The following is a 23449-nucleotide window of genomic DNA, read 5'->3' as shown; positions in this document are numbered from 1 at the left end:
ATCGCAGGGCTTGCATGAAGCGCACAGGCGGCGGTTGCCGGCTGTGCGAGCGTATGCGTCGGTTAGCTTACCGGTGCCTGATACGCTGCCAGCGCCTGACCGAGAATCTCGCCGGCCCTGCTTTGTGCAATGTGCCGGCCGATTGCCGCGAGGTCGGTGTCGCCGGAGGTGGCGATCAACGCGTAGCTCTGCTTCGCCTGTCTCCAGGTCACCACCTGCATCGTGTTGACGTCCTGCTGCGCGAGCGCGGCATCCGGCTTGTCATCTGTCATCACGCATAGCGAAACCGGCAAGCCTTTCTCCGGCAGGTAGACGATCTGCACCAACGGCTTGTCGTTAAAGCGCAGCCGTTGCACGCGCTTGAACGTCAGTCCGAGCGAACGCAGGTCCGGCACGTGGATCGACAGTCCGTCGTCGCGGCGAATGTCGTCGACGATGTGCGCAAGGCCGGTAATCGGCAAGTCGGACGCAACGGTTTCCCGCGTATAGAGCCGTTGATAATTGACCGCTGCGATGATCCACGGCGATACGCCTGCCGGGATAGCCTGTTGTGAAAGCGTCTGCCCGACACCGCCGGGGGCGCTGCTTCCCGCCAGGCGCAGCACGACGGCGCAACAGAACGCACCGCTTACGAATGCGAGCGCGGCCCACGGAGCCGCGGCGCGAATGCGTGCGCGCACCGGCCGGGCCCACTGAATACCTGTGTCGGAGCCTGAAGCCCCGGACGGCCCGCGCATACGCAAGGACCACGGGCTGCGGCCGCTGGCGCGCGAAGCCCACGCCGCGGCACGATCGTTCCTGCCCACGGCTCTCATGCCAGGAGCCGGCGTTTGCGCTTCTATCAACTGCGCAACGTTGCGCGTGAGGCTTTCCGGAACCGGTGGCAGTTGCTGATGCTGGAACGCCCGCCGATACGGCAACGCCGACGCCCTGAGCAATGCGACGCGTTCGGCGACATCGGCCGAGACGACGATTGTGCGTTCGACTTCCTTGCGCTCGCGCGGCTGCAAATTGCCGTCGACGTACGCCATGAGCAGGATGTCGTCCATAGTCAAGCCCCCTGGTCTCTGCTATTACTCATTACTCGCGCGAGCCACGCTTTTTTGTTTTTCGCTGAACAGGGCCCCGATGGTTTGCCGGGCCCGCGAGAGGCGGCTCATGACGGTCCCGATAGGGACTCCCAGGGTTTGCGCCGCTTCCTGATAGCTGAGGCCCTCGACCGCTACCAGCAGCATCACCACGCGTTGCGCGTCGGGTAGCCGCTGCACGGCTTCGACAATCTGTCCGTCCATCGCGTGTTGTTCAGGCGTGCGCGCGGCGGGGTCGGCGACTGTTTCGAGAAATTCGTCGTCCCAATCCATGCCCGAGCGACTGCGCACGCTGCGCGCACGCAACTCGTTTATCCATGTGGACTGCACGATCGAAAACATCCAGCTAAGCGGCGCGGTGTCCGGCTGAAGCTGATGCGCGCGTTCGAGCGCCCGCACGCAGGCGCGCTGCACGAGGTCTTCGGCGTCGTGCCGGTCGCCGGAAATGCGCAGCGCGAATGTCCACAGGCGTGGAAGCATCGACGGAAGCAGGGCGGACAGATCTGCTGCGGTCATCGAATCGGTCCATCGCCGGATGTCATGCGGCCGCCGTCCGCTGGCGCATGCGTACGCGCGGTATGTTCAGGCAGGCACGCGATCTTCGTTCGCACTGCGGGTCGCGGCCGCGCCGCACTGCGTTTCGATTCGTGCGTGCCGTATGCGGCCGGCTGCGATGTCTGGTCTGTTTCCATGGAACGATGCGGATGCGCTGGCTAGTCGACATCACATAAACACGCACAGCCGGTGATCTATTCCATCGCGGCAAGCGATGCGGGATGACAAGGACTGAACACGCGTGCTCTAGCCGTTTGCGCGCGAACGTGATTACGAACGCCAATGCCAATGCCCACGCCGCCCGTTCACGGCCCGCAAGCGTTAGCAAGCCGCTCGCTCAGCGCACGAAGAAACGCGGTTCTGTCGACGGTGGCGGGAAGTGCATCGGCGAGCCGGTTGTGAAAGGTCGCGGTGTCGACGCCCAGCGCAGCCCGCTGCGCGACGATGCGGGCGACGGGCCCAATATGCGTTGCAAGCTGCCGTGCGGCTGCTTCGATATGCGCGGCATCGGGCACGCGTGCCTGGGTGGAAGCGACGCGTGCCGCAGGTTGAATGCTCTCGCTCACCGGCCGCGAAGACGCGCTTCCCTGCCCGGCAGTATGCCGTTGCAACAGCGTGTCGAATTGATGACGTGTCGCTTCGTCGGGAAGATGACGCGCGAGTTGTGCCGCCAGCATGCGCGGGTTCGTTGCGTGTGCCGCCGCCCGCCGCACGAGCAGCGACGCAACCGGCCCAACGTGGTGCGCGAGCCGCTCTTCGAGCTGCGCCAGCAATTCCGGAGGCCAGCCGATAGAATCGGCGGATACCGCGTGAGCAGTAGCGGTGGCGGCCCCTGGTGAAAGCGGTGGTGCAAGCGCCTCGCGATTCACCGGCGCCGCGACCACCGTCCGGTCCGGATCGCGTTCTGCCGCGAGCGTATCCAGCAGGCTCAGCAACTCCGCGCGCCAGCTTTGCGCGGACAGGTAGCGTGCCTCGGGCTCTTTTGCAAGCGCCTTGCGCACCATCGCATCGAGCGAGGCGGGAAGGCCAGGCGTTTCGCTCGACGGCGCGGGCGGCATGCCGTTCAACACCTGTTGCATGACAGCCGCCGATGAGCCGGAAAACGGGCACTTGCCGGTCAGCATCTCGTACAGCACGACGCCCGCGGAAAACAGATCGCTGCGTGCGTCGATCGGTGCGCCCGTGTACTGCTCGGGCGACATATACGCAGGCGTGCCGATCATCACGCCTATCTGCGTCAGACGGCCCGTGTCCAGTTGCGCGATGCCGAAGTCGGCGATCTTGCATTCGCCACGCGGCGCGATCAGCAGATTGGCGGGCTTGATGTCGCGATGGATCACGCCAGCCTCGTGCGCATACGCCAGCGCGTCCAGCAACTGCGCGAACCACGCGAGCGTGCGCACGAGCGGCAATCTCGTGCCATGCAGGGCCTCTTTCGCGAGCCGCGCGGCGAGCGTTTCTCCGCGCACATATTCGAGTGCGATAAACGGGACGCCGTCGGCCTCGCCATAGTCGAACACACCGACGATATGCGGGTGCACGAGCCGCCCGGCCGCGCGCGCCTCGTTGATAAAGCGCGCGGGCAGTTCCGCATCGGCCGCGCTGCTCCCTTGCTGCGAGTCGCGCAGCAACTCGGGGTTGATCGTCTTGAGGGCGACTTGCCGCTGGATATGCGGGTCGGTGGCGAGATAAACGGTGCCCATCGCGCCGCGGCCAAGCACGCCATCGACCAGATAACGGCCGATCTGCCGCGGCGCTCCGCTCGTCGCGGTCATGGTTGCAAGCCGTGCGGCACGGTTGCGGCCGCACCGGTCTCGTCGAGTATCTCGAAGGCCGTCACGAGACTGGTGCGCATTCTTCCGAACGACACCGCGAGCGAAGCGATCTCGTCGCTACCGCGTGTGGGCAATTCCACTTCGCCGAGTTTGCCGAGGCTGACTTCGTCGGCGGCACGCGAGAGAGCCTGCAGGCGCCGCGTGACGAGCACATGCACCATCACGTTCAGGACCACCAGCACGACCGCGAACACGACGCTCAGGGCGGTCATGAAGCTGCGCCACAGCGCCCGGCCGCGCGCGATCGATTCCGACATCGGCACCGACACGAACTCTGCGCCGATCACGTCGTTCATGGTCCAGCCAAAACCGTTCGCCGGCCCGTACTTGTCGAGCATGGTGCGCGGCGCCGCCGACGGCGTGCTGTGACACTGCATGCAGGCGGCGTCCGTGATCCGGCTGGGACGCGCCAGAAACAGCAGATGTTCGCCGCCGGGAGTGCGCCGCTCGCCAGTCACCTCTTTCAGCGCGGGCTTGTCGTGCAGATGCGCAATCACTTCGGTTTCCCAATCGGTTGGGCGATCGCGTAGGTTGGTCGGATTGAGCATCGTCGAACGATACGAGAAGTTCGGGAACGCGCCCTGCAACGTATTCAGCATTTCAATCGCGGAGAACGCGGGCACGGACTCGGGCACGAACGAGTATTGAATCTGTGTCGAGAGTAACGGCGTGATGTGCTGAGCCGTGTAATTCTGCATCGCCTCGGCGGCGCTCATCAGCACATTGGCGTCGTGCCGGGTTTCGTCGAGCGACTGCTGCTGCAGCACATGATTTGCGACGATGCCCGCCGCGCTCAGTCCAATCGCGAAGATTGCGATGAACACGAGATTGAACTTGATGGCGAGGGACAGCTTCATGGTCGAGCCCGTGCGGATGAGTAGGACGAGTAGGCAGAAACGGGAGCGGCTGTGCCGGCCCGCCACGCAGGTCGCGGATGTGGCTGCAGGAGCGGCCGCCAGTCCGGCAGATCGTGCAGGTGTTGGCGGATGTCGCGGCGGAACGCCGGATCTGACAGGCGTGCGCCGAAGCGTTGAGTAAAGCGCGTGGCCGGGTCTGTTCGCACCGCAAGCGCGCTGCCGAGCCAGTCGGACACGTCCGCGTAGGTCACGGGGCGGGAGCCGGCTGCCGATGGGCTCGCCGGGCGCGGCGCGGCCGGCGCGGCCGGCTCGGGTCGCAGCGGCAGCGGGCGCAATGCGTCGCGGAACGCGAGCGGCATCGCGGCCACGAATGCGGGGTCAAGGCGTGCCGAAACGATAACGCGTGCGTTGGTTTTGGAAAGCCGCGCGAACTGATGAGTTGATATCGCCGTCTGCGCCGGCTTGTCATGCGGCTTGCCGAGCGTGACCAGTTGTGCGGACCCGCTTTCGCAGAACACAGCGTGCGCGTCGTCGCCGGCATAAGCCGGCGTGGACGCGGCAATCACGAGCGCGCTGGGGTCGGCCGGCGTGACACGCATACGCTCAGTCTCAACGACAGGCACCGCGCAATTGGCCGCGGCGCAAACATGCTGCACCTTCAGCCAGCCGCGTAGCAGCGCGACATGGCCATCGCGCGCGAGCAACACCCGAGTGTCACTTCCCATCGCAAGCACATTGCCCGTTTCGTCCTGCATCTGAACGATGCCATTGGAATCGGGCGGCGTTTCGACGATATCGTCTGGCGCGAGCCGTTGGCCTGAGCCAGCCCGATACACAGTGCTTTCGTGGATCGTCGTCACCGGTGCGCCGGTTTGCACGATCGTCCAGCCGGCGTGCGCATACGGTGCGAGCGCGAGCAGGCAGAGGGGTAAGAGCCGCATCGGTGCAATTGCGATCGGGCACAAGCGTGTGGGATCTTCGGATGATGTCATTGCGTGCCGTGTACTGAAGCCACTGTTCGATAACCACTGTTGCTGACTGAACAGCCGGCTGCCCGGATTTATTCCGGCACGTCACGACGAATGTCGCGACGTCGCGCGCTCGCGTGCGTTCCCGCGAATTTTCAAAGCAATCATTCGAGCGACGGAATATTCACGCCGGCCCAGATGTTCTGGTTGCGGAATGCGGTTGCGTCGATGGACGAAAGCTCTAGCAGATCGATTCACAAATCACGGAATAGATCGCGAGTCTGCGCTGTTGTGTGAGCGTGGACGACGGCCGGGCACCAGCACCCGCTCATTCGAATCCCGAACCTGAATGCATCCAGAGGAACGAGCGTATGGCAACGAGACAGAGCAGTCAGAAATTCATTGCGCGAAATCGTGCGCCGCGCGTACAGATCGAATATGACGTCGAGCTGTACGGTGCGCAGAAGAAAGTGCAGATACCGTTTGTGATGGGCGTGATGTCGGACCTCTCCGGCGCGAACAGCGGCGATCTTCCGCCAATAGAAGAGCGCAAGGCATTGGAGGTGGATGTCGATAACTTCGACAACCGCATGCAGTCGATGAAGCCGCGAGTGAACTTCAACGTTCCGAATACGCTGACTGGCGAAGGCAATCTCGAAGTGGACATGACGTTCGAAAGCATGGACGACTTTTCGCCCGCGGCAGTCGCGCGCAAGGTCGATGCGCTCGCCAAGCTGCTGCAGGCACGCACGCAACTGGCGAACCTGGGCACTTATCTCGACGGCAAGGCCGGCGCGGAAAAACTGATTGCCGAGGCGCTCAAGGACCCGGCGCTGCTGCAATCGCTAAGCGCCGCTCCGAAGCCCGTTGACACCGAACCCGGACAGGAGTGAGCGCGATCATGGAAAGTCAGAAGCAGTTGGACACAGCCGCGCAAGGCACCCTGAGCGAAACCAGCGACTTCGCCGCGCTGCTCAACAAGGAGTTTCGCCCGAAGAACGAACGCGCGAGAGAGGAAGTCGAGGCGGCGGTGCGCACGCTCGCCGAGCAGGTGCTGCAGGATTCGAACATCGTCTCCGACGACGTCACGCAAACCATCAATGCGTATGTCGCGGAGATCGACCGCAAGCTCAGCGAGCAGTTGAACCGCATCATGCATCACGAGGAATTCCAGAAGCTGGAAGGCGCGTGGCGTGGTCTGCATCATCTGGTCACGAACTCGGAGACCGATCCGATGCTCAAGATCCGCGTGCTGAATGTGTCGAAGAAGGAGTTGGGCAAGAACCTCAAGCGCTTCAAAGGCGTTGCATGGGATCAGAGCCCGGTGTTCAAGCGCGTTTACGAAGAAGAGTATGGTCAGCTCGGCGGCGAACCGTACGGCTGCCTGATCGGCGATTACTACTTCGATCACAGTCCGCAGGATATCGAACTGTTGCGCGGCATCTCACAGGTGGCCGCCGCGGCCCACGCACCGTTTATCTCCGCCGCCGATTCCACCTTGCTCGGCATGGAGAACTGGAGTGAGCTCGCCAACCCGCGCGATCTGTCGATGATCTTCACGACGCCGGACTACGCGGGCTGGCGCTCGCTGCGTGAAATGGACGACGCGCGCTACCTCGCGCTGACGATGCCCCGCACGCTTGCGCGACTGCCTTACGGCGCAAAGACCGACCCTGTCGACGAGTTCGATTTCGAAGAAGACACGGAAGGCGCCGATTCGTCGAAATACACATGGCAGAACGCGGCGTATTCGATGGCGGTGAATATCAACCGCTCATTCAAGCTATATGGCTGGTGCACGCGCATTCGTGGCGTGGAGTCGGGCGGTGCGGTCGAGAATCTGCCGGTTCACACTTTCCCGAGCGACGACGGCGGCGTGGATATGAAGTGCCCGACTGAAATTGCGATCACCGACAGGCGCTCGGCCGAACTCGACAAGATGGGCTTGATGCCGCTCGTGCACCGCAAGAACTCGGATGTCGCCGCGTTCATCGGCGCGCAGTCGGTGGCGAAGCCGGAAGAGTACGACGATCCGTCGGCGACCGCGAATTCCAATCTCTCGGCGCGGCTCCCGTACATGTTCGCGTGCTGCCGCTTTGCGCACTACCTGAAGTGCATCGTGCGCGACAAGATCGGTTCGTTCAGCACGCGTGAGCAGATGGAGAGCTGGTTGTCGAACTGGGTGATGAATTACGTCGACGGCGACCCGGTGAATTCGAGCGAAGAAACCAAAGCACGCAAGCCGCTCGCCGCCGCGCAGGTCGTGGTGGAGGAAGTGGAGGGCAATCCCGGCTACTACACGTCGAAGTTCTTCCTCAAGCCGCATTACCAGTTGGAAGGCCTGACCGTGTCGCTGCGGCTCGTGTCCCGCCTGCCGTCCGCGCTCGCGGCGTAGGCGTCCCGCACCACGTCACCATGCAGAAAACCCGTCCGCGGCGCAAACGCCACGGGCTCCACGTTCGCCGCACCGGCGAGCACACTCATTAGCAACGGGAAGAGGTCAATATGGCATTCGATATGCACCTGAAATTCGGCGCTGGTTCGGTCACGATCCAGGGCGCGTCCAACCATTCGAAGCACAAGAACGAAGTGCCGATCATCGCGTGGTCCTGGGGCGTCAGCAACACCGGCAACCTTCACACAGGCGCAGGCTACGCGTCCGGCGGCAAGGCGAACATTCAGGACATCACCATCACCAAATACGTCGACAGCTGTTCGAACGCGATTCTCAACGCCTGCTGCACGGGCGCGCGCCTCGACACGGCCTATCTGTACGTGACCAATGCGACCGGTCAGCAAACGGACTTCCTGACAATCGAATTGAGCGAAGGCGTGCTGATTACGTCGGTGGCGACCGGCGGCAGCGGCGGCGATGAGCGTCTGACCGAAAACATCACGCTGCACTTCGGCAAGTTCAAGTATTCGTTCCAGCCCCAGGACGACGAAGGCAAGGCAAGCGGCGGCACGAAGGACTTCACGTTCGACATCCAGCAGGTCGCGAAACAGTAAGCAAGCTGAGGTGCGCGACGACAAGGTGATTCTTACGATCAGGATACCGAACGGATGGCGGAGCTGACCCCTCAGGAGCGCTTGCAGCCCTCGTTGCTCGACCGGCTCACCGATATGGCGCCGGACGAGCCCGACGAGAGCCGCGAGCAGCGCGTGATCACGGCGGCGCGCCTGCGCGAGTATGTGACGCGTGACATTGCCGCGCTGCTGAACTGCACGCGGCAGTGGGACAGCGACGGTCTTCCGGGACTCGATCACGTCGCTAACTCCGTGCTGAACTTCGGTATTCCGGATCTGGCGGGCGCACCGTTGTCCGGCATCGACGCAGGCATGTTGCAGGAGCGTATCCGCACAGCGCTCATCGACTTCGAGCCGCGCCTGATTGCGGACACGGTGCAAGTGGCCGTGAATATCGACGACGCGGTAATGGACGCACGCTCGCTGAGTTTTCGGATCGAGTCGCAGATGTGGGCGCAACCCATGCCGCTTGCGCTCTATCTGCATACCGACGTCGATCTCGAGACCGGTGAATTCCGGGTCTCGCAACATTTCGGTTGACTATCATGGACCCACGTCTTCTCAGCTACTACAACCGCGAACTGCAGCATGTTCGCGAGATGGGCGCGGAATTCGCGAGCGCCTATCCGAAGATCGCGGGGCGCCTCGGCATGGAGGGCTTCGAATGCGCCGATCCCTACGTGGAGCGGCTGCTGGAAGGCTTCGCGTTTCTCGCCGCACGCGTGCAATTGAAGCTCGACGCGCAATACCCGGTGTTCACCCAGCATCTGCTGGAAATGATTTATCCGCACTATCTGCTGCCGATTCCGTCGATGGCGGTGGTGCAGATGCATCCGGACGCGACGCAAGATCTGCCCGCTGGCGGCCACACGGTCGCGCGCCACACGGTAATGCGCAGCCTGAAGGGTTTCGGCGACCGCACCGCGTGTGAGTACCGGAGCGCGCACGAGGTCACGCTGTGGCCGCTCGAACTCGCCGAGGCGCGCTATTTCGACACGCCGGCCGCGCTTGCCGCCGCCGGTCTCGTGCCGCCGCCAGGGCGCGAGGTCCGGGCGGGGTTGCGGCTGCGCTTCTCCACCCTCTCCGGGGTGCAGGCGAACATGCTGGCGCTCGACAGCCTGCCCGTTTACCTGGCCGGAGCAGACGAACTGCCCAACGTCGTGTACGAGCAGATGCTCGCAAACGGTGAGGGCTACACGGTCAGAGCGCGAGGCGCGCAGGAAGGCCAATTCGTCAGCGACCATCACGACGCGGCGGCGCTGCGCGCGATCGGCTTCGGCGAACAAGAGGCGATGCTGCCGTACGGCGACCGTTCGTTTAGCGGCTACAGACTGCTACAGGAATATTTCGCGTGCCCGGAGCGCTTTCGCTTCGTCGAATTCACAGGACTGCGCTCCGTGCTCGCTCGGGCTCAGGGCAATGAGTTCGAGATCGTGGTGTGGCTCGACCGCGGTGCTGCCAGGCTGCATAACGCGCTCGACGCCGGCAACTTCAGGCTGTTCTGCACGCCCGCGGTCAATCTGTTCGAGCAGCGGGCCGACCGGATTCATCTTCAGCAAGGCAAGACCGAGTATCACGTGATCGGCGATCGCACCCGTCCGATGGATTTCGAGGTGCATAGTGTGCTCGACGTGCAAGGCTACGGCGACAGTCAGGAACCGCAGCAAAGCTTTTTGCCGTTCTATGGCGGCACGTCGCGCACCTGGCATCACGTGCAGTCGGCGTTCTATACGTTGCGCCGCGAGCCGCGTCTTCTTTCGGGCCGGCAATTGCAGAACGGCGCGCGCTCCAGCTATGTGGGCAGCGAGACGTTCATTGCGCTCGTCGACGCAAACGACGCGCCGTACCCGACCACGCTGCGTCAACTCGGCTTGCGGGTGTTATGCACCAATCGCGATCTGCCGTTGCATATGCCGGTCGGCAAGTCGTACACCGATTTCACGCTGGACACCGACGCGCCGGTCGCATCGATTCGCTGCATCGCCGGTCCGACCCGGCCGCGCGCGCCGACGGCCACCGGCGAGACCGCATGGCGGCTCATCAGTCATCTGCAATTGAATTACCTGTCGCTGTTCAACGAGAGCCGCGACGACGATGGCAGCAAGGATGGCAACGACGAAGGCGAGCAGAACGCCGCCGCATTGCGCGAGATGCTCGGCCTCTATCGCGACGAGTTCGACGCGGCGGCGCGGCGGAGAATCGAAGGCATCAAGCAGGTCGCCGCGAGAGCCGCCACGCGCCGCGTGCCGGTGCCCGGACCGATCACCTACGGGCGCGGGCTCGAAATCACACTGACGTGCAGCGACGCGGCCTTCGAGGGCAGCAGCGCGTTTTTGCTCGCGTCGGTTCTTCAGCATTTTTTCGCGCGCTACGTCTCGCTGAATTCGTTCACGGAGACCGTCTTGCGCACCTTCGAACGTAACGAGGTAGCCCGATGGCCCGCCACACCCGGCAAGCGTCCGATCCTCTAGCGCCCGATCCTCTGGCACTGGAAGCCGCGCTCAGCGAGCGGCCGTTCGACTTCGAGTTTTTCGAGGCAATGCGCCGGCTCGAATGCGTGTATCCGGACCGTCCGCGGCTCGGACATTCGACGAAGCCGGCCGACGATCCCGTGCGGCTTGCGCATGCGGCGACGCTCGAGTTTGCGCCGCGCGGCATCGAGCGCTTCGAGCGCGGAGCGGCGGGTTCGCCTGGCAAGCTATACGGGCTGTTTCTCGGCCTGTTCGGACCGAACGGTCCGTTGCCATTGCATCTGACCGAGCATGCGGTCGAGCGTCAGCGCAACGCGAAGGACACGTCCCTGGTGGCGTTCGCCGACATCTTTCATCACCGGATGCTAAGCCTTTTTTACCGCGCGTGGGCCGATGCACAGCCCACGGTTCAACTCGATCGTCCCGACGAAGACCGCTTTCGCACGTATGTCGGCGCGTTGATTGGAATGGCCGCGCCGCAACTGGAAGGACGCGATGCGCTGCCGGATCGGTACAAGCGCTTCTTCGCCGGCCGGCTGGTGCCGCAGCGCGCAATGCCGAGGGGCTCAGAGCTTTCTCGCGCATTACTTCGGCGTGCCGGTGGCGGTGCTCGAGTTCATGACCGGCTGGATGCAGTTGCCGCGCGACGCCCATCTGCGAATGGGCATTGCGGTGGCGTCATTGGGCCGCGACGCGACGCTCGGTGCGCACGTGCGCGGCGCGCAGCAGCGCTTTCGCTTGCGAATCGGGCCGTTGCCGCTTGGCGAGTTCAAGCGTTTTTTGCCGGGCGGCGATGCGCTCGCCGAACTGGTCGCCGCGGTCAAGCTCTACGTGGGCGGAGAAAAACGCTGGGACGTGCAGATCGTGCTCATGAAAGAAGAAGTGCCGGCGACGCATCTCGGCCAGATGGGTCGCATGGGTTTCAGTACATGGATGGGTCACTACACGAAGCCCGTCGATGCCGACGACGTCGTGCTGACGCCAGTCGACTGAGGCCATGCGAATGCATCGCACCGACGCGCTCGCGTCCTGAATTCCAACCGGCGGCATCACGCCGATCACCCCATTTCAAAGGATCGCCATCATGGCCGAGATCAGTCGCGGCGCGCTGTTCGGCAAGCTCAATTCGCTTGCCTACCGGAGCATCGAAAGCGCCACCGTGTTTTGCAAACTGCGCGGCAACCCGTACGTCGAAATCGCGCATTGGGTGCATCAGATCCTGCAATTGCAGGACTCCGATCTGCACCGGATCGTCAGGCGCTTCGACGTCAACCCGTCGAGTCTCGCTCGCGATCTCACCGCAGCGCTCGAGCGTCTGCCGCCCGGCAATACGACGATCAGCGATCTGTCGGCCGACGTCGAGGAAATGGTCGAGCGCGCCTGGGTCTTCGCCACGCTGATGTTCGGCGAGGCCCAGGTTCGCACGGGGTATCTGCTCGTCGGCGCGCTGCGCACGCGCCATCTGCGTAACGCGTTGCTCGCGTTGTCGGCTGAGTTTGCGAAAGTGAAGGCGGAGGCGCTTGCCGACGCGTTCGGTGAGATCGTCGCGGGATCGCCGGAAGACCGCCTGGAGGCGACCGACGGCTTCCGGTTGGGCGCGGCGCCCGCGCCTGGCGAAAGCAGCGGCTCCATTGCGCCGGCGCAGATGGGAAGACAGCAGGCGTTGCAGCAATTCACGGTCGATCTGACGGCGCAGGCTCGCGACGGCAGTCTCGATCCTATCGTTGGCCGCGACGGCGAGATTCGCCAGGTCGTCGACATACTCATGCGCCGCCGGCAGAACAATCCGATGCTGGTCGGCGAGGCGGGCGTCGGCAAGACCGCCGTCGTCGAGGGCTTTGCGCTGCGGATCGCGCGCGGCGATGTGCCTCCGGCGCTGAAGGACGTGGTGGTGCGCACGCTGGATGTCGGTCTGTTGCAGGCCGGCGCCAGCATGAAAGGCGAATTCGAGAACCGGCTGCGCCAGGTGATCGACGAAGTGCAGGCGTCGCCCAGGCCGGTGATTCTCTTTATCGACGAGGCTCACACACTGGTTGGCGCGGGCGGCGCGGCCGGCACCGGAGACGCCGCAAACCTGCTCAAGCCGGCGCTCGCGCGAGGCACGCTGCGCACGATCGGCGCGACGACGTGGGCCGAGTATCGCAAGCACATCGAAAAGGACCCGGCATTGACGCGGCGGTTCCAGACGGTGCCCGTCGACGAACCGGATGAAGAAAAGGCCATTCTGATGATGCGCGGTGTCGCGAGCGTGATGGAGCAGCATCACCGCGTGCAGATTCTCGACGAGGCGCTCGAAACGGCCGTCAGGCTGTCGCATCGTTATATCCCTGCGCGCCAGTTGCCGGACAAGTCGGTGAGCCTGCTCGACACCGCTTGCGCGCGGGTGGCGATCAGCCAGCATGCGACGCCCGCTGAAATCGACGACATGTCGAAGCGGATCGAGGCGCTGGAGACCGAACGGAACATCATCGAGCGCGAAAAGAGCGTGGGCATCGACGTGACGGCCCGCGAAGCGCGGGTCGCTGTTTCGCTCGACACGGCACGCGCGCGCCGCTCGCAACGCGAGTCGGAGTGGGCGAGAGAGAAAGCGCTGGTTGAGCGGATTCTGACGCTGCGTGCGCAACTGCGTGGCGATAGCGCGGTGGTCGATGGGGCGAGTGACGACGTCGCGCAGCCGGCAGAGGCCGAGCCGGATCGGATGACGCAGACGGGCGCGGCCTCTGCGCCCGACCCTTCCGCGCGCGCGGACATGCTTGGGCGTCTCAAGCGCCTGCAAGCCGAACTCGCCGAACTCCAGGGCGAGGCTCCGTTGATCCTGCCGAGCGTCGACTACCAAGCGGTCGCGTCGGTCGTCTCCGATTGGACGGGCATTCCCGTGGGGCGCATGGTGCGCAGCGAACTGAAGACCGTGATGAATCTGGCGACCGTGCTGGGCGAGCGCGTGATCGGCCAGGATCATGCGATGGAAGCGATCGCGAAGCGGATTCAAACCTCGCGCGCCGGCCTCGACAATCCCGATCGTCCGGTTGGCGTGTTCATGCTCGCGGGCACCTCGGGCGTCGGCAAGACCGAGACCGCGCTGGCACTGGCCGAAGCGCTGTACGGCGGCGAGCAGAACCTCATCACGATCAACATGAGCGAGTTCCAGGAGGCGCATACGGTATCCACGCTCAAGGGTGCGCCGCCGGGCTATGTCGGCTATGGCGAGGGCGGCGTGCTGACAGAAGCGGTGCGTCGCAAGCCGTATTCGGTCGTGCTGCTCGACGAGATCGAGAAGGCGCATCCCGACGTGCACGAAGTGTTCTTTCAGGTTTTCGACAAGGGCGTGATGGAAGACGGCGAGGGCCGCTCGATCAACTTCCGCAACACGCTGATTCTGCTGACGACGAACATCGGCACCGAACTGATAGCGCAACTCTGCAGCCGCCCGGCCGCCATGCCGGATGCCGACGGGCTCGCGAAGGCGCTGCGCGAGCCGTTACTGGACGCGTTTCCCCCCGCGCTGCTCGGCCGGCTCGTGGCCATTCCGTACTTCCCGCTCAGCGCGGACATGCTGGCGCGAATCGTCACGCTGCAGTTGAACCGCATCAAGCGGCGCGTGGAGGAGCGCTACCGCGTGCCGTTCGACTATGACGACGCGGTCGTTCGCCTGATCGTCGGACGCTGTACCGAGAGCGAATCCGGCGGCCGGATGATCGACGCAATTCTCACCAACACGATGCTGCCCGCAATCAGCCGCGAGTTCCTTGCGCGGTTGATCGACGGCGGCGAAGTGCGGCAGGTTCGCGTGAGCGTGGAGCAGGGGGATTTTGCGTATTCGTTCGACTCCGCTGCGCGCCTCGATCAACCTGGTCTCTATGAGGAGGTTTGAAAGTTGAGAACCATTCCAAAGGTCATTCATATCATCTGGATCGGCGGCGATATCCCGCAACGGAATCGCGATTGCATCGTCACGTTTCCAAGGTTGAATCCCGACTGGGAAGTCAATCTCTGGATCGACGCCAACCAGTTGCTGACCGGCGAACGCCGCCGGCAGATCAGCGACCAGAACGGAGCGCAAGGCCTTGGGCGCGTTTCCGCGGCGCAATGGCAGGAAGTCGCACAGGTGCTGGGAAAAAAAGGAGGCGATGCAGCCACGATCCGCTATCTGGAAGAGTATCTGAATCAGCGCGGCGAGACCCTCCGAGGCATGCGCGCGACGCAGGTCAACTCGATCATCAACTTTTGCGAGGAGAACAGGATCAAGCTTCGCGAAGTGCAGCGCGACCTGAAAATGGGCAAGAACGCAGCGATTTATCGCAGGGAACTCGTCAATCGCGGCGCCAACTTCGGTTCGGCCAGCGACATTCTGCGCATCGAGATTCTTCTTCAGTACGGCGGCATTTATGCGGATACGGACGTCAGTTGCGTGAGTCCGCTCGGCGACATCGTCTGCCATCAGTCTTATCCGCGGTTTTCCGCCGTGAATCCCGTGTGGCACAACGGCGTAAGCGAAAACGACTGGACCAGCGCGGACTGGTGGCAAGCGAATATTCGCGGAGATCAACCGCCTCCCATCAGCAACTCGATCATTGCAAGCCACGCCGGCAGCAATGGCCTGAAGTCGTATAAAGCGCTGATACACAGCAGGTTCCGTTCGCTGAAAACCAACGACGAGCTGCGCACCGAGTACATGGAGGACGTGCGCCGCAGCACGATCAGGATGACCGGCCCCACGGCCGCGGCCGAGAGTTCGGGCTTCACGAAACTGCGCGACCGGATGTTTGAGGACCAGGCCCGCTCGCAGCTTCCAGAGCAGAGTCTGGAGAACAAGATCTTCATGCGCGACAACTGGTATTTCCCCATGTACAAGGTCAGAGACAGCTACTTCCACGACTGGCTTTGACGCTCGAGCCGCAAGTCGCCCACATACAACCAGCGTCCCCCGCCGCGCGCGCCGATTTTTTTACTTCACGAAGAAGGAATAGATCGCGAGACCCGGCTGTTGTGTTCTTCGAGAGACGAACCAACCGCGTCGGGAGATAAGGCGATGCCAGCAGCAAAGAGCAACGATGGATTCGCGGAACTGTCGACACTGAGCGACAAGAATGTCGTGCAGTTCGTGACGAGGCTGATCCAGAACTTCGAGCACGGATCGAATCCCCGCTTCACATACAGGAACGTGCTGGCCGACGACGCGAAAGACAACAAGTCGAAGTCCGTGAACCTGATTTCGAACGCCGTCGTGATTCCGTGGACAGTGAGCGAAGAAGACGGTGCGCAGGACGTTCTGTTTCTGTCCGCGCATGTGAACGCCACGCTGAAAATCGGTCAGCTGAAAAAGACCTCGCCGCTCAAGATCAATGTCAGCAAGTTTCATCTGACGGTGCGGCGCAAGCGTGTGCAGGACACCATCGAGGACAGCGGCGTGACGGTCGATGTCGGACCCGAGTCGATCCACATCGGCGGTGCGAGTGACGGCGGCTGGGACAAGCGCAGCGACAACCTGGAAACGCTGCGCAAAAAGCTGATAGAGGATTCGGCGCTGCCCGCAAAAGAAACCTTGATCACAAAGGAAGCACTCAAAGAGATGCTTGACGGCTGGGTCTCGGTGTCGCGTTTCAAAAGCGAGATTCGCGAGAACTTCAGAACGTCGCTCGAAACACAGGTCGAGAAAAACGTGAAGTCCGCGGCGAACCTGCCGAGGTTCAGCGTGGACGTCGTCCTCTAGCACGCATGGACGCACGCACCATCGCACAGCTTCGCGCGCCGCACTGACCAGTTCCGCACACAACCCGCTTTCGTCAATCACATGGCTCACGCAATCACGCTCGCCTCGAACCCCGGCACCAGTCTGCTGTTCTCGAACATGACCGCGACAGAATCGCTCGGCCGTCTGTTTTCATACCGGATCGAGGCGATCAGCAAGAACCCGCAGGTCGATCTGCGCGCACTGCTCGGCACGCCGATGACCGTCAAGCTCGTCACCCCTCAGGGCTATACGCGGTACTTCAACGGCATGGTCAACGAGTGCGAGCAGGGCGGCTTCGTGAACATCGACAACGTGCGTTACGCCGTCTACACCTTCGGAGTCGTGCCGAAGGCGTGGTTGGCGACGCGCCGGCGCGACTGTCGTATCTATCGAAGCATGAGCGTGCCGCAGATCGTCAAATCGGTGCTCGCCGATGCCGGCTACGCGGACGTAAAACTGAGCTTGAGCGGCATTTACGCGCCGCGCGATTACTGCGTGCAATACCGCGAGAGCAGCTTCGATTTCATCAGCCGCCTGATGGAGCAGGAGGGCATCTACTACTTCTTCACGCATGCGGACGGTGTCCACACGATGGTGCTTGCCGACGCGCTCGGCGCGCATTCACCTGTACCCGGTTTCGAGCAGATTCCGTATGCGCCGCCGACCGCGCGCGGCAAACGCATGAAGGCGTCGATCAGCGACTGGACCACTGCGCGCGCGATGAATGCAACGCGTGTGCAACTGGACGACTACGACTATCTGAAACCGAAGGCGTCGCTGCTCGCCACTGAGGATGTCACCGATAAGCACGATGCCCACAGCCTGAGCGGTCTCGACATCTACGACTACGCGTACGACTACGTCGGCCACGACCAGCGTCTGCAGGACGGTCAGCGCTACGCGCAGGTGCGCGCCGATGCGCTCAACGTGCCGATGCTGACGAGCGCCGGGCACACCGACGCATGCGGCGTCACCACGGGTGCGTTATTCAGGCTGAAGGACTTTCCGCTTGCGGACGCCAACCAGGAATATCTCGTGATCGAAACCGAGATGCGGCTCGTCGAGCCGGACTACGTGACGGGCGGCGGCGCGGACGAAGGCGAGGAACCGTTTCGCTGCGCGTTCAGGGCGATTCGCAGCCGTCAGCCGTTTCGCACGATGCCGCTCACGCCGCGCCCTGTGATTGCCGGCCTGCAGACCGCGGTGGTCGAAGGCAACACGCCGGAGGACATCGCAGTCGACAAATACGGCCGTGTGCAGGTCACGTTCTTCTGGAACCGCCCGGCCAAACCAAACGCGCAGAGTTCTTGCCCGGTGCGCGTCGCGCAGATGTGGGCGGGCAAGCGCTGGGGCGCGCAGTTTATTCCGCGCGTCGGACAGGAGGTGGTAGTCAGCTTTCTCGACGGCAATCCGGACCGGCCGCTGATTATCGGCAGCGTCTATACGCGGACAACATGCCGCCGTACAGCCTGCCCGAAAACCGCACGCAGAGCGGCGTCAAAAGCCGCAGCCACACCGGTTCCACCGAGGACTACAACGAAATCCGCTTCGAGGACAAAAGAGCAGCGAAAGAAGGTGCTGATTCATGCGCAGAAGAATTTGCGCGAGGAATCGGAGCATGACCACGACGTGCAGGTGGCGCGCAATTACACGCTGACGGCCGGCAAGCAGATCAGGCTGGTGACCGGACTCGCGAGCATCACGTTGAACAGCACGGGTGAGATCGCGATCGAGGGCACCAACGTTACGGTGAATGGCGAACTGAACGTGGCGATGACGTCGGGGCTCGCGATGGAACTCAATTCCAAGGCGAATCTGAACATCAGTTCGATTGCCGCGATGGAGATTCTCTCCGAGGCCGACTGCCTCGTGCAGTCCACCAACCTGCAACTGATCGGCACGGCCACCGCGATACTCGGCGGCGCGGCGCCGATGATCCTGCCGCTATGACTACGCTTTTCGACGCTGCCCGGCAGATGCGGCTATCCGCGCCGGCGAACGCCCGCCTGGAACCAGGCATGACGCCGCGCGCCGCCGTACAGACGCTGCTCGACGACGGACTCGCCGCCGACGCGCTGAGCCTGCTCGCGCGCCTCTTGCCGCGTCGCTACACGGTCGCGTGGGTATGTCAGTGCGCGAGCCGCCAGCCCCTCGGCGCGCACGACCGCGAAGGTGTCGCGCTTGCCGAAGCGTGGGTGCGCGATCCGGGCGAAGCGCAGCGCGCCGCCGCGGCGTCGTTTGCCAACGAGCACCGCTACCGGACGATCGGCGCATGGGCCTGTGCCTCCGCCGGCTGGACCGGCGGCAACCTGAATCCACGATACGGGCAGCCGACGCCGCCGCCCGAGCACCTGAGCGCGATTGCCGCCACGGCGGCCGTCAGCTACATGGCCGCGCTGGTCCCGGCGCAGATCGACGCGCGCCGCACCGCGTTCGTGCGCGACGCGCTGAGCCTGCTCGGCATCCCTAACGATATGGACGGAGCGACGCAATGAGCACCGCGCACAATCTGATTCTCTCGGTGCAGGGCGAACGGGCCGAGCGTCTGGGCGGCCGGCGCGAGTACGTGTTCGACTGTCGCGACGGCAGCATCGGCCGCTCGGAAGACTGCGACTGGGTGCTCGGCACCGAGGGTGTGTCGCGGCTGCACGCTCTGGTGCGCTATCTGAACGGCCTCTATTTCGTCGAGGACCGCAGTACCAACGGCATGCTGCTCAATGGCGCCGCGCTGCAAAGGGGCGATCCCGCGGCGCTGAAAAACGGCGACCGGCTGCAGATCGATACATTCGAAATCACGGTGCGTCTTTCCGGCGCGACGGCCGGGCAGGACGATACCTCGCGCGACGTTTCGCGCGACGTTTCAACAGATGCCCGCAAAGCGGCGGCGCCCGCGCCGTTGCCGCCAGCGTCGGCAGGACCGTCGCCGTTGCCCGCCTCCGACGTGGGAGCGGCTCGCGCGCGGAACGCCGAGCCGCTCGATCTGGGTCTGCTGCTGCCGTCCGCGCGTGCCGGCGCATCTGGCGGCGCAGGGTTTGCGGAAGGGCTGATTCCCGGTGCAGCCGATGCTGCAGCGGCGGGCGCGAGTCTCGATCCGCTCGCGCTATTCGACGCGCCGCCTTCTTATTCCGACGAGGCTGCGCCCGCAGGTCCGCCTGCGCCGGACTGGAACCACATGCCGGCGGTCGCGGACCGCTTCCGCCCGCCGCAAGTCGAACTGCCGCGAACAAGCGGCCCGCTGCTGCCGGACGACTGGGACGCAACCGGAAGCCGGGTCGAACCGCGTTCCGGGCCGCAACGGGAGCCGGTCGATGTCGAGCCCGTCGCCGGGACGTCGGCGGATGTAGCGCAGGCGACGGACTCACGGCAGCCGGCGGATTGGCAGCATGCGTCGCCGGCTATGGTGGATTTTCCGGCTCCGGCTCCGGCCGCCGCGCCGGTCTCATCGATTCCGACGGGCGCAGCGGTTCCGTCAGTCGATCCGGCGGCAGCGGCTCCGCTTACGGATTCGTCACCCACGCCGGCAACGTCGCCATCGACATCAGCATCAGCCACGCCACCGACGCCACCGACGCCACCCACGACCCCCGACCCAAGCCCCGCCACAACCAGCGCGTCCCCGCCAGCCTCCGCCGATGCCGAGGCGCAAGCGCAACAATTGACCGACATGCTCCACATCGCGGTCGACGCGATGATGGACGTGCTGCGCGCCCGCGCCGAGCTGAAGAACCGCTTCCGGCTGCCTGCAACGCTGATCCAGCGTTCGGAGAACAATCCGCTCAAGTTCGCGCCGACCGCGCAGGAAGCGGTCAGGCGGCTGTTCGCGCCGCCGGACGGCGGCTTCCTGTCCGGCAACGCGGCGCTCAACGATGCCGCCGCCGACATCCGCAATCACCAGATGGCCATGCTTGCCGGCGTGCGTTCGGCATTCCAGTCGATGTTGGCCCAGTTCGATCCCGCGCGCATCGAGGAGTCCGAAGGCCGCGCGCGACGCTTGCCGCTCGGCGGCCGGCCGCGCCACTGGGAGCGCTACAAGGAGCAGTTCGACGCGCTAACCCGAGACCCCGACGAATGCTTTCGGCGCCTGTTCGGCGACGAATTCGCGCGGGCCTACGAGCAACAGCTCGCGCACCTCAAAGCCCGCTCGGCCGACGACCCGCAATAGTGACCCCAGCCACCGCGTCAGCGCACCGCCCGCAGCCGGGCGGCGCACACAGAACTCTTGATCGAACCGACGACATGACCCACCGCAACAAAGTCATATGGAGCGAAGGCCTGTTTCTGAGGCCGCAGCACATGCAGCAGCAGGAACGCTACTTCGAGCGCTACGTGGAACTGCGCGCGGGCGGGCTGCGCCCGCATGCGTGGGGCTTCCAGGAGCTCGAACTCGAACCCGACCTGCTCGCGATAGGCAAGCTCGGCATCAAGCGCGCGCGGGGCGTGTTTCCCGACGGCACGCCGTTTTCGATGCCGGGCGACGATCCATTGCCGGCGCCGCTCGACATCGATTCGAACTGGCGCGATCAGGTCGTTCACCTGAGCTTGCCGCTGCGCTCGTCCACGCGGGCAGACAGCGGATGGACCGGCGCGGGCGCCGCCGACCAGCTATTGCGCTATCGGGTTCGCGAGACGGAAGTGCACGACGCGTCCGGCAGCATGGAAGGGCTTATCGTGCTCGAAGTCGCGGGCATGAGCACGCGGCTCATGCCGGAGTCGCAGCCCGCCGAGGGACTGATGCAGATTCCGCTCGCCCGCGTGATCGAGTGCCGGGCCGACCGGCGCGTGACGCTCGACGACGGCTTCATGCCGAGCGCGTTGCAGACTCAGGCTGCCGAGCGTCTGGTGACGTTTCTGTCGGAACTGCTCGGCCTGCTTCACCAGCGCGGCGAAGCGCTCGCGAGCCGCGTCACGCAAACGGATCGGGGCGGCGCTGCGGAGATCGCCGACTTCCTGATGCTGCAGGTCATCAACCGTTACCAGCCGCTCGTTGCGCATCTGGCCGAAGCGCCGCTGCTGCATCCCGAAGCGCTGTACCGGCTGCTGCTCGAACTGGCCGGCGAACTGGCCACCTTCACCGCGCCGGCCAAGCGCGCGCAGAGCTTTCCGGCGTACCGGCACGAACTGCTGCGGGAGAGCTTCGAGCCGGTGATCGCCGCATTGAGGATCGCGCTGAGCGCCGTGCTCGAACAGAGCGCGGTGCCGATTCCGCTGCAGCAACGCAAGTACGGCGTGTGGGTCGGCGTCGTGCCGGATTCGACGCTCCTCGACACGGCAACCTTCGTGCTCGCCGCGCGAGCCGATATGAAAGCCGAGGACATGCGCCGGCAGTTGCCCACGCAATCGAAAATCGGCCCCGTGGAGAAAATCCGCGACCTCGTGAATCTGCAACTGCCGGGCATCGGCGTGTCGTCGATGGCGGTCGCGCCGCGCCAGTTGCCTTATACGTCCGGCTTCGTGTATTTCGAGTGCGACCGCGGTTCGGCGATGTGGCGAATGTTGAAGACATCCGGTGGCATCGCGATGCATTTCGGCAGCGGCTTTGCCGGCCTCGATCTTCAACTGTGGGCGGTTCGCGCATGAACACCGCCAATCGCAACGATGAGCCGGCCGGGCGCTTCGACGCCACCGTGATCCGTCCGCAGCCGCAAGCCGGCGCCGACGACGCAACGCGCATCATGCCGCGGCATGCGCCTTCGCGCGGCCACGAGCAGGCCGCTTCTGCCGCGCCGCGTATCGAACTTCGCGAATTGATGAACGGCGTCGTCAATCCGCTCGTGCGCGCCGCCAATCCGCTGCTGCTCCTCAGCGTGCAGTTGCGGCACAGCGTGGCGGCGCCCGCCGATGTCGCGCGGCTGCGCGAACAGGCCGTCGCGCACGTGCACAGCTTCGAGCGTCACGCGCAGGATGCCGGTGTCAACACGCAAACCGTCATGGCCGCGCGCTACGTGCTGTGCACCATGCTCGACGAAGCCGTGAACAACGCGCCGTGGGGCGACCTGAGCGGATGGGCGCAAAAGACGCTGCTCGTGACGTTTCACGGCGAGACCTACGGCGGCGCCAAGTTCTTCCAGATTCTCGACCGGCTGAGCGTGGACTTCTCGCGTCATCTGGATCTGATCGAGATGATGTACATCTGCCTCGCGCTCGGTTTCGGCGGACGCTATCTGGTGGAGCCGGGCGGCCTCGGCCGTCTGGCCGACATTCAGGACGATCTGTACCGCCGGATTCGCGGCTTGCGCGAAGCGCCCGCTGCCGAACTGGCGCCGCACTGGCGCGGCGTCGATGACCGCCGCAATCCGGTCATGCGTCATGTGCCGCTGTGGATCGCGGCTGCCGCGTCGGCGGTCATCGTGATCGGTGCGTTCCTGTACTTCTTCACGCGGCTGAATGCGCTCGCCGAACCCGTCGGCGCGCAGCTTGCCGCGATCGGCACAGGCAGCGCGCCGCCGCCCGCCGGGGCCGCTGCGCCCAGGCCCGCTCGCCCCAGCCTGAAGGCGCTGCTTGCGCCGCTCGAGCAATCGGGCGCGCTCGCCGTGGACGAGCAGGCCGACGGCCGCGACACGATACGCCTTGCGGCAGGCGCGCTGTTTCCTTCGGGCGGAGCGGATCTTTTACCCGACGAGATTCCGCTGCTGCGCCGCGTGGCCTCGGCGCTGAACCAGGTGCGCGGGCGCGTGATCGTGGTGGGCCATACCGACGATCAACCGGTGCACTCGCTCCGATTCAAGGACAACTTCGCGCTGTCGACGGCGCGCGCGCAGAACACGCTGGCGGTCCTCGCACAAGGACTCGACGATCCGCGCCGGCTGGAGGCAAACGGCGCCGGTTCGTCGCAGCCGATCGCGACGCCGGCCGATCTGCCGGCGAACCGGGCGCGCAACCGTCGCGTGGAAATTCTGTTTATCCCGGAGAACTGAACC

Annotated in this window: 18 protein-coding genes and 1 pseudogene; 14 read left to right on the top strand and 5 right to left on the bottom strand. The window is 64.4% G+C overall.

Going from position 1 to position 23449, the window contains the following annotated elements; all coding sequences use genetic code 11:
* Positions 1 to 62 precede the first annotated feature (62 nt).
* From BGRAMDRAFT_RS15785 to BGRAMDRAFT_RS15760, 5 genes are all read right to left on the bottom strand, one after another.
* A complete protein-coding gene (locus tag BGRAMDRAFT_RS15785) occupies positions 63 to 1049 on the bottom strand; it encodes an anti-sigma factor family protein (RefSeq protein ID WP_006049782.1) in 987 nt (328 codons plus the stop codon).
* Between the two features lie 24 nt (positions 1050 to 1073).
* The gene (locus BGRAMDRAFT_RS15780; protein WP_006049781.1) at positions 1074 to 1604 is read right to left on the bottom strand and encodes an RNA polymerase sigma factor; all 531 of its coding nucleotides are present in this window, start codon (positions 1602 to 1604) and stop codon (positions 1074 to 1076) included.
* Between the two features lie 344 nt (positions 1605 to 1948).
* Entirely contained in the window at positions 1949 to 3418 is a 1470-nt protein-coding gene (locus BGRAMDRAFT_RS15770) for a serine/threonine-protein kinase (RefSeq protein ID WP_006049780.1), read from the bottom strand.
* Positions 3415 to 4335: a c-type heme family protein gene (locus tag BGRAMDRAFT_RS15765; RefSeq protein WP_006049779.1), complete on the bottom strand. Its 921-nt coding sequence runs from the start codon at positions 4333 to 4335 to the stop codon at positions 3415 to 3417. Before BGRAMDRAFT_RS15765 ends, BGRAMDRAFT_RS15770 begins: the two co-directional genes overlap by 4 nt.
* A complete protein-coding gene (locus BGRAMDRAFT_RS15760; protein ID WP_006049778.1) occupies positions 4332 to 5276 on the bottom strand; it encodes a hypothetical protein in 945 nt (314 codons plus the stop codon). Before BGRAMDRAFT_RS15760 ends, BGRAMDRAFT_RS15765 begins: the two co-directional genes overlap by 4 nt.
* Positions 5277 to 5674: 398 nt before the next feature.
* Between BGRAMDRAFT_RS15760 and tssB the strand changes: the two genes are divergently transcribed.
* The 14 genes and pseudogenes from tssB (at position 5675) to icmH (ending at position 23446) form a co-directional block, all read left to right on the top strand.
* Entirely contained in the window at positions 5675 to 6196 is a 522-nt protein-coding gene (gene tssB / locus BGRAMDRAFT_RS15755) for a type VI secretion system contractile sheath small subunit (protein ID WP_006049777.1), read from the top strand.
* A gap of 8 nt (positions 6197 to 6204) precedes the next feature.
* Complete coding sequence (gene tssC / locus BGRAMDRAFT_RS15750) at positions 6205 to 7698, top strand: type VI secretion system contractile sheath large subunit (protein WP_006049776.1); 1494 nt, start codon at positions 6205 to 6207, stop codon at positions 7696 to 7698.
* A 110-nt stretch (positions 7699 to 7808) separates the two neighbouring features.
* Positions 7809 to 8312 (top strand): Hcp family type VI secretion system effector, encoded by a 504-nt coding sequence (locus BGRAMDRAFT_RS15745; protein WP_006049774.1) that lies wholly within the window; start codon positions 7809 to 7811, stop codon positions 8310 to 8312.
* A 54-nt stretch (positions 8313 to 8366) separates the two neighbouring features.
* Complete coding sequence (tssE, locus tag BGRAMDRAFT_RS15740; RefSeq protein ID WP_006049773.1) at positions 8367 to 8870, top strand: type VI secretion system baseplate subunit TssE; 504 nt, start codon at positions 8367 to 8369, stop codon at positions 8868 to 8870.
* Positions 8871 to 8875: 5 nt separating this feature from the next.
* Positions 8876 to 10801, top strand: a complete 1926-nt coding sequence (gene tssF, locus BGRAMDRAFT_RS15735) for a type VI secretion system baseplate subunit TssF (RefSeq protein ID WP_006049772.1) — start codon at positions 8876 to 8878, stop codon at positions 10799 to 10801.
* Positions 10765 to 11794 (top strand): annotated as a pseudogene (tssG, locus tag BGRAMDRAFT_RS35950) (type VI secretion system baseplate subunit TssG). The gene tssF and the pseudogene tssG overlap by 37 nt, the downstream one beginning before the upstream one ends.
* A 91-nt stretch (positions 11795 to 11885) precedes the next feature.
* Positions 11886 to 14672 (top strand): type VI secretion system ATPase TssH, encoded by a 2787-nt coding sequence (gene tssH / locus BGRAMDRAFT_RS15725; RefSeq protein ID WP_006049770.1) that lies wholly within the window; start codon positions 11886 to 11888, stop codon positions 14670 to 14672.
* 3 nt (positions 14673 to 14675) lie between these two features.
* On the top strand, positions 14676 to 15686 hold the full coding sequence (locus tag BGRAMDRAFT_RS15720) for a TcdA/TcdB catalytic glycosyltransferase domain-containing protein (protein WP_006049769.1): 1011 nt from the start codon (positions 14676 to 14678) through the stop codon (positions 15684 to 15686).
* A 144-nt stretch (positions 15687 to 15830) separates the two neighbouring features.
* Entirely contained in the window at positions 15831 to 16511 is a 681-nt protein-coding gene (locus BGRAMDRAFT_RS15715) for a hypothetical protein (RefSeq protein ID WP_006049768.1), read from the top strand.
* 81 nt (positions 16512 to 16592) lie between these two features.
* On the top strand, positions 16593 to 18482 hold the full coding sequence (locus BGRAMDRAFT_RS15710; RefSeq protein WP_006049767.1) for a type VI secretion system Vgr family protein: 1890 nt from the start codon (positions 16593 to 16595) through the stop codon (positions 18480 to 18482).
* 68 nt (positions 18483 to 18550) lie between these two features.
* Complete coding sequence (locus BGRAMDRAFT_RS15705; protein ID WP_006049766.1) at positions 18551 to 19027, top strand: DUF6931 family protein; 477 nt, start codon at positions 18551 to 18553, stop codon at positions 19025 to 19027.
* Positions 19024 to 20694 carry a type VI secretion system-associated FHA domain protein TagH gene (gene tagH / locus BGRAMDRAFT_RS15700; RefSeq protein ID WP_006049765.1) on the top strand — a complete coding sequence of 557 codons (1671 nt, stop codon included), beginning with the start codon at positions 19024 to 19026 and terminating at the stop codon, positions 20692 to 20694. The genes BGRAMDRAFT_RS15705 and tagH overlap by 4 nt, the downstream gene beginning before the upstream one ends.
* Before the next feature lie 74 nt (positions 20695 to 20768).
* Complete coding sequence (tssK, locus tag BGRAMDRAFT_RS15695) at positions 20769 to 22109, top strand: type VI secretion system baseplate subunit TssK (protein WP_044021173.1); 1341 nt, start codon at positions 20769 to 20771, stop codon at positions 22107 to 22109.
* Positions 22106 to 23446 carry a type IVB secretion system protein IcmH/DotU gene (gene icmH, locus BGRAMDRAFT_RS15690; RefSeq protein WP_006049763.1) on the top strand — a complete coding sequence of 447 codons (1341 nt, stop codon included), beginning with the start codon at positions 22106 to 22108 and terminating at the stop codon, positions 23444 to 23446. The genes tssK and icmH overlap by 4 nt, the downstream gene beginning before the upstream one ends.
* Positions 23447 to 23449 lie beyond the last annotated feature (3 nt).

It is taken from the genome of Paraburkholderia graminis C4D1M (assembly GCF_000172415.1).
GTDB lineage: Bacteria > Pseudomonadota > Gammaproteobacteria > Burkholderiales > Burkholderiaceae > Paraburkholderia > Paraburkholderia graminis.
This window is presented reverse-complemented; position numbering and strand designations above follow the sequence as displayed.

Coding starts and splice junctions, on each gene's coding strand:
- tagH (WP_006049765.1), top strand. CDS start 19,024: ATGAGCACCGCGCACAATCTGATTCTCTCGGTGCAGGGCGAACGGGCC.
- tssE (WP_006049773.1), top strand. CDS start 8,367: ATGGCGGAGCTGACCCCTCAGGAGCGCTTGCAGCCCTCGTTGCTCGAC.
- BGRAMDRAFT_RS15705 (WP_006049766.1), top strand. CDS start 18,551: ATGACGCCGCGCGCCGCCGTACAGACGCTGCTCGACGACGGACTCGCC.
- BGRAMDRAFT_RS15710 (WP_006049767.1), top strand. CDS start 16,593: ATGGCTCACGCAATCACGCTCGCCTCGAACCCCGGCACCAGTCTGCTG.
- BGRAMDRAFT_RS15760 (WP_006049778.1), bottom strand. CDS start 5,276: ATGCGGCTCTTACCCCTCTGCCTGCTCGCGCTCGCACCGTATGCGCAC.
- tssC (WP_006049776.1), top strand. CDS start 6,205: ATGGAAAGTCAGAAGCAGTTGGACACAGCCGCGCAAGGCACCCTGAGC.
- tssF (WP_006049772.1), top strand. CDS start 8,876: ATGGACCCACGTCTTCTCAGCTACTACAACCGCGAACTGCAGCATGTT.
- BGRAMDRAFT_RS15715 (WP_006049768.1), top strand. CDS start 15,831: ATGCCAGCAGCAAAGAGCAACGATGGATTCGCGGAACTGTCGACACTG.
- tssB (WP_006049777.1), top strand. CDS start 5,675: ATGGCAACGAGACAGAGCAGTCAGAAATTCATTGCGCGAAATCGTGCG.
- icmH (WP_006049763.1), top strand. CDS start 22,106: ATGAACACCGCCAATCGCAACGATGAGCCGGCCGGGCGCTTCGACGCC.
- BGRAMDRAFT_RS15765 (WP_006049779.1), bottom strand. CDS start 4,335: ATGAAGCTGTCCCTCGCCATCAAGTTCAATCTCGTGTTCATCGCAATC.
- tssH (WP_006049770.1), top strand. CDS start 11,886: ATGGCCGAGATCAGTCGCGGCGCGCTGTTCGGCAAGCTCAATTCGCTT.
- BGRAMDRAFT_RS15745 (WP_006049774.1), top strand. CDS start 7,809: ATGGCATTCGATATGCACCTGAAATTCGGCGCTGGTTCGGTCACGATC.
- BGRAMDRAFT_RS15780 (WP_006049781.1), bottom strand. CDS start 1,604: ATGACCGCAGCAGATCTGTCCGCCCTGCTTCCGTCGATGCTTCCACGC.
- tssK (WP_044021173.1), top strand. CDS start 20,769: ATGACCCACCGCAACAAAGTCATATGGAGCGAAGGCCTGTTTCTGAGG.
- BGRAMDRAFT_RS15785 (WP_006049782.1), bottom strand. CDS start 1,049: ATGGACGACATCCTGCTCATGGCGTACGTCGACGGCAATTTGCAGCCG.
- BGRAMDRAFT_RS15770 (WP_006049780.1), bottom strand. CDS start 3,418: ATGACCGCGACGAGCGGAGCGCCGCGGCAGATCGGCCGTTATCTGGTC.